8 protein-coding genes and 1 pseudogene are annotated in these 12216 nt (G+C 62.7%); 6 read left to right on the top strand and 3 right to left on the bottom strand.

All coding sequences use genetic code 11. From position 1 onward, the window contains the following. The first annotated feature begins 1 nt into the window (after position 1). The 4 genes from CO671_RS16465 (at position 2) to CO671_RS16450 (ending at position 7745) form a co-directional block, all read left to right on the top strand. Positions 2–403, top strand: a complete 402-nt coding sequence (locus CO671_RS16465) for a GFA family protein (protein WP_097606961.1) — start codon at positions 2–4, stop codon at positions 401–403. Positions 404–1040: 637 nt separating this feature from the next. Continuing rightward, positions 1041–4583: a DUF5801 repeats-in-toxin domain-containing protein gene (locus CO671_RS16460; protein ID WP_097606816.1), complete on the top strand. Its 3543-nt coding sequence runs from the start codon at positions 1041–1043 to the stop codon at positions 4581–4583. Between the two features lie 85 nt (positions 4584–4668). Further along, positions 4669–6414, top strand: a complete 1746-nt coding sequence (locus CO671_RS16455; RefSeq protein ID WP_097606815.1) for a type I secretion system permease/ATPase — start codon at positions 4669–4671, stop codon at positions 6412–6414. Beyond that, positions 6411–7745: an HlyD family type I secretion periplasmic adaptor subunit gene (locus CO671_RS16450; RefSeq protein WP_097606814.1), complete on the top strand. Its 1335-nt coding sequence runs from the start codon at positions 6411–6413 to the stop codon at positions 7743–7745. The genes CO671_RS16455 and CO671_RS16450 overlap by 4 nt, the downstream gene beginning before the upstream one ends. Before the next feature lie 44 nt (positions 7746–7789). Here the strand turns inward: CO671_RS16450 and CO671_RS16445 are convergent. Then, a pseudogene (locus CO671_RS16445) lies at positions 7790–8370 on the bottom strand (Lrp/AsnC family transcriptional regulator). A 27-nt stretch (positions 8371–8397) separates the two neighbouring features. On the opposite strand from CO671_RS16445, the gene CO671_RS16440 reads away from it, so the two are divergent. Next, positions 8398–8784 carry a RidA family protein gene (locus tag CO671_RS16440; RefSeq protein WP_097606812.1) on the top strand — a complete coding sequence of 129 codons (387 nt, stop codon included), beginning with the start codon at positions 8398–8400 and terminating at the stop codon, positions 8782–8784. A gap of 42 nt (positions 8785–8826) precedes the next feature. Here CO671_RS16440 and CO671_RS16435 read toward each other — a convergent pair whose 3' ends face one another. Then, positions 8827–9534, bottom strand: coding sequence for a glutathione S-transferase family protein (locus tag CO671_RS16435; protein WP_097606811.1), 708 nt, complete (start codon positions 9532–9534; stop codon positions 8827–8829). A gap of 114 nt (positions 9535–9648) precedes the next feature. On the opposite strand from CO671_RS16435, the gene CO671_RS16430 reads away from it, so the two are divergent. Then, the gene (locus CO671_RS16430; RefSeq protein ID WP_097606810.1) at positions 9649–10542 is read left to right on the top strand and encodes a LysR substrate-binding domain-containing protein; all 894 of its coding nucleotides are present in this window, start codon (positions 9649–9651) and stop codon (positions 10540–10542) included. Between the two features lie 3 nt (positions 10543–10545). Here the strand turns inward: CO671_RS16430 and CO671_RS16425 are convergent, their stop codons facing one another. Continuing rightward, positions 10546–12129 carry a peptide chain release factor 3 gene (locus CO671_RS16425; RefSeq protein ID WP_097606809.1) on the bottom strand — a complete coding sequence of 528 codons (1584 nt, stop codon included), beginning with the start codon at positions 12127–12129 and terminating at the stop codon, positions 10546–10548. Positions 12130–12216: the final 87 nt, after the last annotated feature.

Genomic DNA, 12216 nt, shown 5'->3' with positions numbered 1-12216 from the left:
GATGCATATATCAGGAGGATGCCATTGCGGCGCGATCCGCTATCAGGCGGAGATCGACGCGGAGCGGGTTTCGATTTGCCATTGCACCGATTGCCAGCAGCTGACGGGTTCGGCCTATCGCGTCACCGCGCCGGCGCGATCGGAACGCTTCACGCTGATATCGGGCGAACCGCGCGAATACAGCAAATATGGCGACAGCGGCGGCCTCAGCCGGCAGTTCTTCTGCCCGACTTGCGGATCGCCGCTCTACCGCACCAATGGTAAAGGCAGCGCCGTCGGCATCCGTCTCGGCAGCATCGACCAGCGGCGGGAACTGATGCCGACGAAACAGATATGGTGCCGCTCAGCCTTGCCCTGGGTGGAGAATATCGAACCGCTGCCGCGGTTCGACGGCGAGGATTGAGAGACATTCCAACGCCGCCCGTCTGAAAAGACGTGGCGCGCGACAATCGAGGGCGCCATTTCCGACCGGCTCTCGATGATACCTGCTCTGCTCATTCGACCTCGTTTGGCTTTGTCTCGTCGCAACCGGACACCCGCCTCGAATGCTCGACCAGGCGCCGCGCCGCAAGTCCGCCGTTGGACTTGCGGCGAAAGGTCAACACAATGTATTCATTCATGAAAAGCAGAAAAATCGCCATTAAAAATCAATACAGATCCTCCGTTAGCTCGAACTGGCTAAGTGAAATTTCCCCCAACTTATAGTATAAAGAAACTGGAGGGGAATTCTAGCACCGCGTTTGGTAGGGGTTGCACAGCCACAAATGTATTTCTTCTGAATTTTACAAACTCTGTCTTGCATTAATGAGAATGTAAACTTCGGAGTTGCTGTTATGACATCCTCTATACATAGACTTTGGTCTTAATCAACGGCGGACTTTGGTCTTAATACCCTCCAATTGAGACGGACTGTCCCTCTCCATCGGCGAGACAATCGCGATCGATGGGAGCTGCAAGTCCGATGCGCAAGCGGTGGACCTGCCGGGTGCATTCGGCATCCGGGGCCCGCCCCCCTGCGACTTAACCGAGGGAGAATCTCCATGGCACTCGACATCACAACCCAGGACCTCGTCATCGACGAGACCGCCACTTTGCAGGACGACGATATCGATGCGTCGCTTGCGCCGCATAGCACCAACACGACGCTGCAATATATGTTGGGCCGCGATGGCTCGGGCGGGCTAGCCTCACCGGAGGTCGCCTTCCAGTCCAACTTCGTCGTCGCCTCGGCGAGCGCAGGGGAAACCATCACCTCGGTGATTCTCACCCAGAACGCTTCCGGGACGCCGTTTTCCACCACGGTCGGCGTCAACAGCGGCATTCGCACGGTCGATGGCAATTATATCTGGCTGTTCCAGGACCCGACGCATGCAAACGTCGTGATCGGTGTCATTGGCACTTCCGACCCGGATGCCGAGCCCGCCGAGAACGGGGCACTTGCCTTTTCGCTCGCGCTGATCAGCACCAGCCCCACCAATGCCGACCTGTACACGGTCCAGTACGTGCCGTTGCTTCATCCCGACGCAACCAACGCCGACGACCGCATCGATCTGACCAATAAGGTGTTCGCTTCGGTCACCGGAACCTCGGTGGTCAATTTCAGCCAACTTGGCGACGCCCCTTCCGGACACAACAACTGGTATATTCTCGACGCCGATGCAGCCAGCCCGCAGAAGATCCTGGTCACGGCGCACGACAATGGCGTGCAGGCGGAAGTCAATGTCAGCACGCAAGGCCTGGGCGTCGCCTCTCAAGACGTGCGCTTCGGCCGCGAGCTTCAGATCGACCTGATCAGCGGCGGCACCCAGAGCGCGGGCAAGGACTTTACCGACACGCCGATCGCGCCCGACTACGGCTCACACCTCGAGAACGTCTCCAGCGCCGGTTTCTCGATCTCGCAATCGACCCCGACCGGCACCGTCGCCGACATCGAGATCCACGCCTATAATAACGACGACAATGTGGAAGGCGCTGACTTCCCCACTGACGACAACGATAACGAGATCAACATCACCGGCGTGACGTTCAAACTGAACGGTGAGACAAAAACGGCGGCAGAGCTCGGCATCACGGTCAATCTCAACGGCAACGGACTGATCCTCGAGGATGTCGGCGAGGGCGTGACGGTCGATTTCACCACCGCGGGCGGCGTTGGCGGAACCTTCGATCGCTTCACCATCAAGAATATCGACACCGAGAAGGACTTCTTCGACGTCAAGGAAGTGCATTTCGGCGGTGAGGTCAGCAACGCTCATAACGAAGAGGTTGGCTCCTTCATCAACTTCGACGATGACGGGCCGACGATTACCGCAACCGGCACCCCGCCGAACCTGACGGTCGACGAGACCATCCTGGCGACCAATGCCACCGGCGACTTCTCGACCTTTTTCACCTCAAATGCCGGGGCCGATGGCGACGACATCACCTATTCGCTCGGCATCAGCCAGGTCACCAATGTCAGCGGCCTCACCGATACCGCAACCGGCCAATCGGTGCTGCTCTTCCTCGAAGGCGGCAATGTCGTCGGCCGCGCCGGCGCTGGCGGTCCTGTTGTCTTCACCGTCAGCGTTAATGCTGCCGGCGTCGTCACCCTCGACCAGGCTCGGGCAATCATCCACGCCGATGCCAGCGACCCGGATGACAGCCGGACCCTGGCTGCCGACGACCTCATCACCCTGACGGCGACCATCACCGACAATGACGGCGATCCCGCCCCGGCCACGCATAATATCGGCCAGAACCTCAACTTCGAGGATGACGGGCCGGCGATCACGGCAACCGGCAGTCCGCCGAATCTGACAGTCGACGAGACCACCCTGGCGACCAATGCCACCGGCGACTTCTCGACCTCCTTCACCTCAAATGCCGGGGCAGATGGCGACGACATCACCTATGCGCTCGGCATCAACGCGCTCAACAATGTCAGCGGCCTCACCGACACGGAAACTGGTCAATCCGTGCTGCTCTTCCTCGAAGGCGGCAGCGTCGTCGGCCGCGCCGGGGCCGGCGGTCCTGTTGTCTTCACCGTCAGCGTCAGTGCTCTCGGCATCGTCACCCTCGACCAGGCACGGGCAATCATCCATGCCGACGCCAGCAACCCGGATGACAGCCGGACTTTGGCTGCCGACGACCTCGTCACGCTGACGGCGACCATCACCGACGGCGACGGCGATCAGGCCACCGCCACCCACAATATCGGCCAGAACCTCCACTTCGAGGATGACGGCCCGACGATCACGGTGCCGTTTGACGGCGACCCCGGTACCGCAGGTATTCAGCACGAAACCCTGGCCAACGCGCTCAACGCTTCGGCTAGCGGCGCCTTCGGCTACAATATCGGCGCGGATATTCACCCGGCTGCCTTCTATACGAATGGCTCCGACTTCGTCGATCAAGATCTCGTGGCGGCCGGCGTCCAGATCGGACTGACCGGCACGATTACCGGCGGCGGCAGCGGCAGTCTCCTCAGCTCGAATGTGACGCTGGCGTCGGAGAGCCTCACCTCCGCAACGTTCAACTTCACCTTCACCTACGACAGGGATCCGGCGGCCGGCGACCAGATCGGCACGGCAGGCGGCACCCTCATCTTCGACAAGGCGGCCGACACCTATACCATCACCCTGTCAGACCCGCTGGAAGGCTTCAGCTTCGACATTCTGCATACCAGCGAGCTCCTGTCCAAGGAGCCGACGAGCAATACCGGCCATCCGCAAATCGTGGTGGAACTGCTGCAGGAGGATGACCCGGACACATCACCTGATGAAGACTTCTACGTGCAGTTCACCGGCAACTTGGTCAACAGGGCCAACCCATTCCGCTTGACGAACGATGGCGAGGGCACGTCCGCTGACTCCACCTTCACCGTCGGCGGTCACGAGATGGTGAGCAACAGCAATGAGACGTGGGTCTCTGCAACGCAGAGCACCAACGGCGTCGCCGGCGACACGATCCAGAAAGACGAACTGCTGACCTTGCGGTTCTTCAGCAGCAATGTCGGCATCGCTACCGAGGCCACCACCCCGACGGCGACTGCCGGCGCGATGGCCATCAAGTTCGACGGTATCGGCAACAGCGAAGACCTGATGCTGATCCTCAACCTGATCGATTTGAACGGCGCCGACAACATCGCCGGCAACAGCGACGACAATGCCACGATCACGCGGGCCATGTATGTGTCGAACGCCGACATCTACAAGACCGGCCAGGTCCCGGCTCCCTACAGCAGCGAGTTCACGCTCGACAATAATGACGGCCTCGTGATCGTCGAGCAGAACGACTACAATGCGGCCGACGAAGACTACGTGCTGCAGGGCGCGCAGATCATGCAGTCGGGCAACGGGATCACCGGCAACAATACCGCGATCGACCTCAACAGGGTGACCGGCGCCAACGGCGGCAGCAATGCGACCACCGGTCTGGTGAACTTCGACGCCACCGACAACGACGTGCTGAAGATCACCGACATCGGCTTCACTTCCACCGTGACCCAGACGCCGGACGCCAACCTCGACTTCGCCTTCCAGGTGGTCGATGCGGACGGGGACCAGACGGAGATGCAACACATCCTCGTCGACGTCGCCTGACGTGTCACCAACGGGGGCAGCATCCGCTCCGCTGCCCCCGTCATGCATTGCAAGGGTGTGATCTCGAGTACCAGAGATAGAAAAGATGAAAACCAAACAGCCGCCCCCGGCGCTTCAGGTGGTGATGAAAGAAGCCAGACGGGCCATCCGGCCGCTTATCTGGTTCAGCGGCGGCATCAACGTCCTGATGCTGACCGGGGCGCTTTACATGCTCCAGGTCTATCACCGGGTGTTGTCCAGCCACAGCCTCGAGACGCTGCTGATGCTGTCGCTGATGGCGGCAGGCGCACTTGCGGCAATGGCGGGGCTGGAGGTGGTGCGCGGTCGCCTTCTGGCAACCGTCGGAGCGTGGATGAACGCGCGGCTGGCGCCCGTTCTGCTGACGGCATCGGTGGAATACGCCGCCTCGGCGCCCGGCCAGGCCAATGCCCGCCCGCTGCGCGACCTCGATCAGGTCCGGAATTTCTTCACCAGCCCGAGCATCTTCCCGATCCTCGATGCGCCTTGGGCGCCGCTGTTTTTCGCCGCCATATTCTTCATGCATCCCTGGCTGGGCTGGCTGGCGCTGTCGGGCGGGGCGGTGCTGTTTGCGCTGGCCCTGCTCAACGAATGGCTGACACGCAAGCCGTTGACCGAGGCGACCAGCGCACAGTCGCGGGCCTACACCCAGGCCGAGGCAGCGATCCGCAACGCCGAGGTCGTCCAGGCAATGGGCATGCTGAAGCCGCTGCTCGAGGGTTGGAAGGTGCAGCAGGACGAGGCAAACAGGGGCCAGGTTCTTGCCGCCAACCGCGGCGGGATCATCTCGGCCATTGCCCGTTGTCACCGGCTGGCCCTGCAGATGGGGATATTGGGCCTCGGGGCCTATCTCGTCCTGCAAAACGAGGCTTCCCCGGCGATCATGGTCTCCGCCTCCATCCTGATGGGCCGCGCGCTATCGCCGGTCGAGCAGGCGATCGGCACGTGGAAGGCGACGGTCGGCGCGCGGGCCGCCTACCGGCGTCTCACCGCCGTCGCCGGCCAGCACCCCGAGGCCACACCGGTTCTGGCGCTGCCGCGGCCGACAGGCCGGTTCGAGGCCGACAACATCGTGCTTGCCCGACAGGGCAGCGAACATATTCTGAAAGGGATCAACTTCCGTCTCGAACCGGGTGAATCCATGGCTTTGATCGGCCAGAGCGGGGCCGGCAAGACCAGCCTGGCACGCATCCTGGCCGGGGCCTGGCGCCCTTCCGGCGGGCGGGCTTTGCTCGATGGCATGGATGTCGCCCAATGGGCGGCGGAGGACCGCGGTCATCATGTCGGCTATCTCCCGCAGGACATCGAGCTTTTCGCCGGGAACGTCTGCGAAAATATCTGCCGCTTCGCCACCGTCAGTCCCATAGTCTTCGACAAGGCGGTCAAGGCAGCGCGGCTGGCGGGCGTCCACGATCTGATCAAAGGGCTGCCGAAGGGTTACTTGACCGAGATCGGCGAATCCGGCGCGGTGCTGTCGGGCGGACAGCGCCAGCGCATCGGCCTGGCGCGGGCGCTCTACGGCGATCCGGCGCTCATCATCCTGGACGAGCCCAATTCGAACCTCGACCGAGAGGGTGAAGAGGCCTTGATCGCAGCGCTCGGCACGGTCAAGGCGGCGGGCACGACCGTTATCCTGATCGCGCACCGACCGAACATCATGGAAACCGTCGACAAGATCCTGGTCCTCAACCGCGGCCAGCAGGACCTGTTCGGTCCGCGCGACCATGTCTTCAATGAACTCGCCGCACGCGTCCGCAAGGTCGCGCAGATGCCGACGATCGTGGCGAAGCAGCAAGGAACGAAACAGCCATGACGGACATGAAGGTCGTCCCGTTACCGGTTTCGCCCCCGCCTGCGCCAGCCCCCCTGCGTCTGACAGGCGTAACGGTCACAGGGTTCGCGATCATCTTCCTGTTCTTCGGCATGGCCGGGGGCTGGGCGACACTCGCCCCGCTGGACAGCGCCGCGGTGGCGCCTGGTGTCATCAAGGTTGCCGGCGACCGCAAGCTCATCCAGCATCTGGAAGGCGGCATCATCGCCGATCTGAACGCCGCCAATGGCGATATCGTCAAGGCGGGCAAGGTGCTCATCCAGCTCGACGGCACGCAGGCGAGGACGAAGCTCGATCTGCTCCAGAACCGGATCGCAACGCGTGAGGCGCTGGCCGCCCGTCTGCGGGCCGAGCGGGACGACAAGGCCGAGATCGAGTTCGATCCGGCCTTGCTGGCAAACCCGACCCGGTCGGCAAAGGACGCGGTGGCCGCCCAGCGCGATGTCTTCGCGGCGAAGCACCACAATTTGAAGGACGAGCGGGAAATTCTCAGCCAGCGCCGTCGTCAGACCCAGGAAGAGATCACGGGGCTGGAGCAGCTGATCGTCACCGAGGACAAGCAGATCGAGGTGTTCGAGGGGGAAACCAAGGACCTTGAAAGTCTCCTCAAACGCGGCCTTGTCACCCGGGAGCGGTGGCTGCTGCTCAGACGGCAGCAGCGGGAGGTCGAGGGCGAACGTGCGACCAATGTCGCGGCCATTGCCCGCGCCAAGAGCGCCATGGCCGAGATCGACATGCAAATCCTCAATCTCAGCACCTTGCGGCTGAACGAGGCGGTCGAAGAGCTGAGCAAGGTCGAGGCGGAACTGTTCGACCTCAGGCAGGAGGAGCGCGCCGCCAAGGACGTGCTTTCCCGCACCAATGTCGTCGCACCGGTTGACGGCATTGTCATGGACCTGAAGGTCCATACAGCAGGCGGCGTCGTCAAACCCGGCGAGACGTTGATGACGGTCGTGCCGCTCGGGCAGCAGCTCGTGGTCGAGGCCATGGTCAGGCCGGAGGATGTCGAGACGATCGCGCCCGGGCAGCGCGCACGCGTCAGCTTCCCGGCCTTTGCCCGCTACAACCTGCCGCCGCTCGAGGGCGTCGTCGAGATCGTCTCGGCCGACCGGATGGTGGAGGAGCGCAGCGGGGCGCCCTATTTCGCCGCAACCGTGCTGATCGACAAGAGCGAACTTGCCAAGCTGGAGGGCCGCAAGCTCATGCCCGGCATGTCGAGCGAAGCGTTGATCCGGACGGGTGCCCGCACCGTGCTTTCCTATCTGGCCGAGCCGATCACGCAGAGTTTCCGCCGCGCGCTGCGGGAAAAATAGCTGGAGTCGAGGATCGAGGAACATTGACGGCGAAACGCCGCCAGCTATTCCTGTGCCGGCAGATCTGGCCAGCTATCCGTGACGCCAGCCTGCACCGGACGCTCGAGATAGGTGGAAAGAGCGATATAGCTGCGAGTGCCGGTGACACCGGGAACGGCATGGATCTGCGCCAGAAATGCCTCCAATGCCTGTGGGCTTGCGGTTCGGACCTTGAAGAGAACGCTGGCGTCACCCGCAACCGAATGCATTTCCTCGACCTCTGGAAAACGCAGGACCTGCATCAGCCGCTCGCTCTTGCCCCAGCCCGCCGCCTCGACATGCACGAAGGCAAGCAGCGGCTTGCCAAGGGCTGCTCCATCCAGTGCCGCATGTACGCCTTTGATGGCGCCCGATTGCTTGAGCCGGCGCACGCGCTCATGCACGGCCGGCGCCGAGAGGCCGACCGATTCGCCGAGCCTCTGATAGCTCTGGCCGCTGTCGGCGGCGAGCGCGGCTAATATTTTTCGGTCGAAAGCATCGATGACCGGCGGCTGCGGACGCTTCTGCCGAAGATCGTCTGTATTTTTTCCCATTCGGCAAATCTCCTTTCTGCCGAAGAATAATCAGCAATATTGGCCTTTCTCAACAGAATATTCTGGAAGGAGGGAGACTGATGGAGACAATCGAGCACAATCCGGCACGCGGGATCTACCCGGCAAGCCCCGATTACATCCATGCGCTAGAGGTCAGACATCCCGCCAGGCTGCTCTTCGTCAGCGGCACGATGGGCCTCGATGAAAGGGGAATGGCGGCGGACGGCCTTGAAGGGCAGCTGGATCTCATCTGGTCCAACCTCGGCACCATCCTCGCCTCGGCCGATATGACGGTGGACAATATCGTGCGGCTGACGAGCTATCTCCGCGACGGCGCCTTCGTCGAGGCAAACCAGAATGCCCGCCTCCGGGCGCTTGGCGGCCGCGCCGTGCCGACCACGGCGATCATCGTCGAAACGTTGCGCGACGACTGGCTCGTCGAAATCGAGATCGTTGCCGCCGGCTGAGGGCCATGGCCATCGCACCCGAAGCTGCGATGGCCACACGATTCAGGCCGCCTGCTTCAATCGGCCGAGAGCTTCGGCCAGATCGACTTCACCGAGGAAAGCGCCGCTGCTTTTCGCTTCCTGCCGATGCTCGATCGCATGGGCGAAGCGCACGGCCGGCTCCTGCTGCATACGCTCATAGAGGCGATGCAGGCCGGGAAACTGGCTGCGGTTGACGACCTTGTGAAAATCGTTCCAGCGGGCGATGCCGACGAAATAGGCATCGGCCAGGCTCGGGCCGTTGCCGAGAAGCCATTCGCGGCCAGCAAGCAGATGCTCCAGCGTATGATGCGCCTTTTCGACCGCGGCGGTGCCGTAGGCCGTAAGCGCCTGTTTCTGCTGCGGCTCCAGCGGGTGTTCCAACGCATACCAGAGCGGGCCGAAGGCTGCGAAGAAACTGGTGTTGAGGAAGGCAAGCATCTGGTTCTGACGATCGAAATCCTCCGACCCCTGCGCAAAGCCCAGACCGCTGCCAATCGCACGGGCGCCGATATGGTTGAGGATCGCCATGCTTTCGCAGATCGTCCTGCCATCCTCGAGCAGCAGCGACGGCGTCTCGCCGACTGTATTGATCTGCTTGTATTCATCGGTGGAAACCACTTCCGGCATCTCGACGCGGCAGAGCCGATAAGGCAGGCCGGACCATTCCAGCGCGACGATCGAGCCGAAGGAGCAGCCCTCCGGCACGCCGTAAAACAATATGGGTGACATCAGTCGTTCCTTTTAGAATTGAACCCGTTTGGACAGGATCAATGTGAAGATGTGGACGATCATGCGGTAGAGGCTATAATTGCATCGCAATGTCCACATATCTGGAAGATGGCAATGGCGCTTTTCAACCTCAACGATCTGCATCTCTTCGTCCAGGCCGTCGACAGCGGCAGTTTTACCGCCGCCGCGAGACATCTCGGCATGCCGAAATCGACGGTCAGCAAGCGGGTCGCGGAGCTGGAGCGGCGGCTCGGCGTGCGGCTGATCCAGCGCACGTCACGCAGCTTCGCGCTGACCGAGCTCGGGCGCGAATTCTTTCAGCATGCCCAGGCCTCGATCATCGAGGCTGACATGGCCGAGGGCATCGTGCGGCGGCATCTGGCCGAACCTGCCGGCAGCGTTCGCCTGACGGCCTCGGTGCCGACGGCGCAGTTCACCCTGACGGAGCATCTGCCGGCGCTGGCGGCCCGCTATCCGAAGCTCCGGCTCTCCGTGCACGTGACGGACCGTTTCGTCGACATCGTGCAGGAAGGCTTCGACATCGCACTGCGAAGCCATCGTGCGCCCCTGCCGGATTCGGCGCTGGTGCAGCGCAAGCTCGCCCGCCACCCTTTCTTCATTCTCGCTTCGCCCGACTATATCAGCGCCCATGGGCAACCGCGCCGGCCGGAGGAGCTGGCGGAGCATGCAACGATCTTGACCAGCCTGACGGAAAATCAATGGCGGCTCACCTCCGATGGCGGCGACGAGGCTCTCGTCACACTGCAGTCGGTCATGGCGGCGGATGAGCCCTATGTGCTGATGGAAACGGCGGTGGCCGGGCTCGGCATCACCTGCCTTCCGACATCGGTCTGCCGGAAGGCGCTGGCCGAAGAGCGGCTGGTGCGGGTGCTGCCGGAATGGACGGCCGGCAGCATCGAGACGACGATCCTGATGCCGCATCGGCGCGGCCAACTGCCGGCGGTGCGCGCCGTCGTCGATTTCCTGGCGGAACGGCTGACCGGATGATGATCACGCCGCCTTGGCGGCGTGATATTCCTTGATGGCGACCATCTTGATCGCCGGATAGCGCTCTGCCTCGTAACGCAGCGAGAAGGCGTCCTGGGCGAGGAAGACGGGATCGCCGTCGAGATCGCGGGCGATATCGCCGCGTTTGACGGTGAGGAATTTTTCGAGATCGGCCGATTGATCGGCGGAGATCCAGCGGCAGACGGAGAAACGCGACATTTCGAAGGAGACCGGCAGGCCGTATTCGGCCATCAGCCGCTCCTTCAAGACGTCGAGCTGCAGGGCGCCGACGACGCCGACGATCGCCGGCGAGCCGTCTTCCGGCGAAAACAGCTGGACAACGCCTTCCTCGGCCATCTGCTGCAGCGCCTCCTTGAGCTTCTTCGCCTTCATCGCGTCTTCCAGGCGCACGCGCCGCAGGATCTCAGGCGAGAAGTTCGGCACGCCCTGGAAGACCAGCGATTCGCCCTCGGTCAGCGTATCGCCGATGCGCAGCGTCCCGTGATTGGGAATGCCGACGACGTCGCCGGCATAGGCGGTATCGGCGAGCTGGCGCTGCGAGGCGAAGAAGAATTGCGGCGCCGTCAGGCCGAGCTGCTTGCCGGTGCGGGCGAGCCGCGCCTTCATGCCGCGTTCGAGCTTGCCGGAGCAGATGCGGGCAAAGGCGATGCGGTCGCGGTGGTTCGGATCCATGTTGGCCTGGATCTTGAAGACGAAGGCCGTCATCTTGTCGTCGGTCGCGTGCACCGTCCTGGTATCGGCCACCTGGTCGCGCGGCGGCGGCGCGAATTCGCCGAGCGCGTTGATCAGGTCGCGAACGCCGAAATTGCGCAGCGCCGAGCCGAAGAAGACCGGCGTCATATGGCCTTCCAGGAAGGAGTCGCGGTCGAAGGGGCGGCAGGCCTCGATGGCGAGCTCGGTCTCATCGATGAAGGCCTGGCGTTCGTTTTCCGGCAGCCTGTCGGCGACCGTCCGCGGACCATTGACCGGCGTGGTCTCGACTTCGGTGTCGGAGCCGCGGGCGGTGCTGTTGGCGAGATGATAGGAGCCGCAGAAGGTCTTCGAGCGGCCGATCGGCCAGGTGATCGGCGCCGTATCCAGCGCCAGCTTCTCCTCCACCTCGTCGAGAATCTCGAAGGGATCGCGGCTTTCGCGGTCCATCTTGTTGATGAAGGTGATGATCGGGATATCGCGCATACGGCAGACTTCGAAGAGTTTCAGCGTGCGCGGCTCGATGCCCTTGGCGGCATCGATGACCATGACCGCGGCGTCGACGGCCGTCAGCGTGCGATAGGTGTCGTCGGCGAAATCCTCGTGACCGGGCGTGTCGAGGATGTTGAAGACATTGTCGTTATATTCGAAGGTCATCACCGAGGTGACGACGGAGATGCCGCGCTCGCGCTCGATCTTCATCCAGTCGGAACGCGTCTGCATGCGATCCTTCTTCGCCTTGACTTCGCCGGCAAGCTGAATGGCGCCGCCGAACAGCAGCAGCTTTTCGGTGAGCGTCGTCTTGCCCGCGTCCGGGTGGGCGATAATAGCGAATGTGCGGCGGCGGGAGACCGCCTCGGCGAGACTTTCGGCCATACTATGAATCCTGTGGAATTGCCGCGTATCTAACGATTAAAGCCCGGCATTGCAATTGACCTCGGCGCTGCGGGCGCAAAGTAATGG

Origin of the sequence: Rhizobium sp. M10 (assembly GCF_002531955.1) — a bacterium.
GTDB lineage: Bacteria > Pseudomonadota > Alphaproteobacteria > Rhizobiales > Rhizobiaceae > Rhizobium > Rhizobium etli_C.
Note: the sequence above shows the minus strand (reverse complement) of the source record. Positions and strands in the feature narration are given on the sequence as shown.